The 500-nt window shown below is 55.0% G+C and carries 1 protein-coding gene; it reads left to right on the forward strand.

The features are described from left to right. Window positions 1–313: 313 nt before the first annotated feature. Window positions 314–500, forward strand: a 187-nt coding sequence (locus NW858_RS13525) for an NYN domain-containing protein (RefSeq protein ID WP_414520696.1), incomplete at its 3' end; no start/stop codon positions are given.

Here is a 500-nt window from a genome sequence, read left to right on the forward strand (position 1 = left end):
TAGAAGCCCCAACGGATCTCGTAACACATCTTAACTTGCTGGCTCGGGTGCGGTGAAAATGGTCTTCTCGCCAAACCTGCGGCCGAACTCAGGCGAAAAGTAACACCCAACCGCTCGAGGGAAGCCTCATAGACGAAAGCTTTGTGTCTGAGGCGGATCCCTTACGGTTGCTTTCCGTGAGGACTTGCAAGCCCAAGACTGTGAGCGGGACAGCCTCAAGAGGGGCTTTACGGCGCTCTTTGATAGGGATTAAGATACGGCTGCAAACCGATACCAATTGGTGCGATCCTAGGCAAGGGATCTGCCACTATGCATGCAAGCTTCCTTCCCCACCGTTTTATGGGTTGATGGCTACAACATTATCGGAGCTTGGCCCAACCTAAAGAAGTTGGCACGTTGCTCCCTGATGGACTTGGCGCGTCTGCGCCTGGTGGAGTCTTTGGCCAGCTACGTGGCTTTCCGCGGCTACCGGGCAACTGTGGTGTACGACCCCTATACCC

The organism is Synechococcus sp. H55.10, from assembly GCF_047502715.1.
Lineage (GTDB): Bacteria > Cyanobacteriota > Cyanobacteriia > Thermostichales > Thermostichaceae > Thermostichus.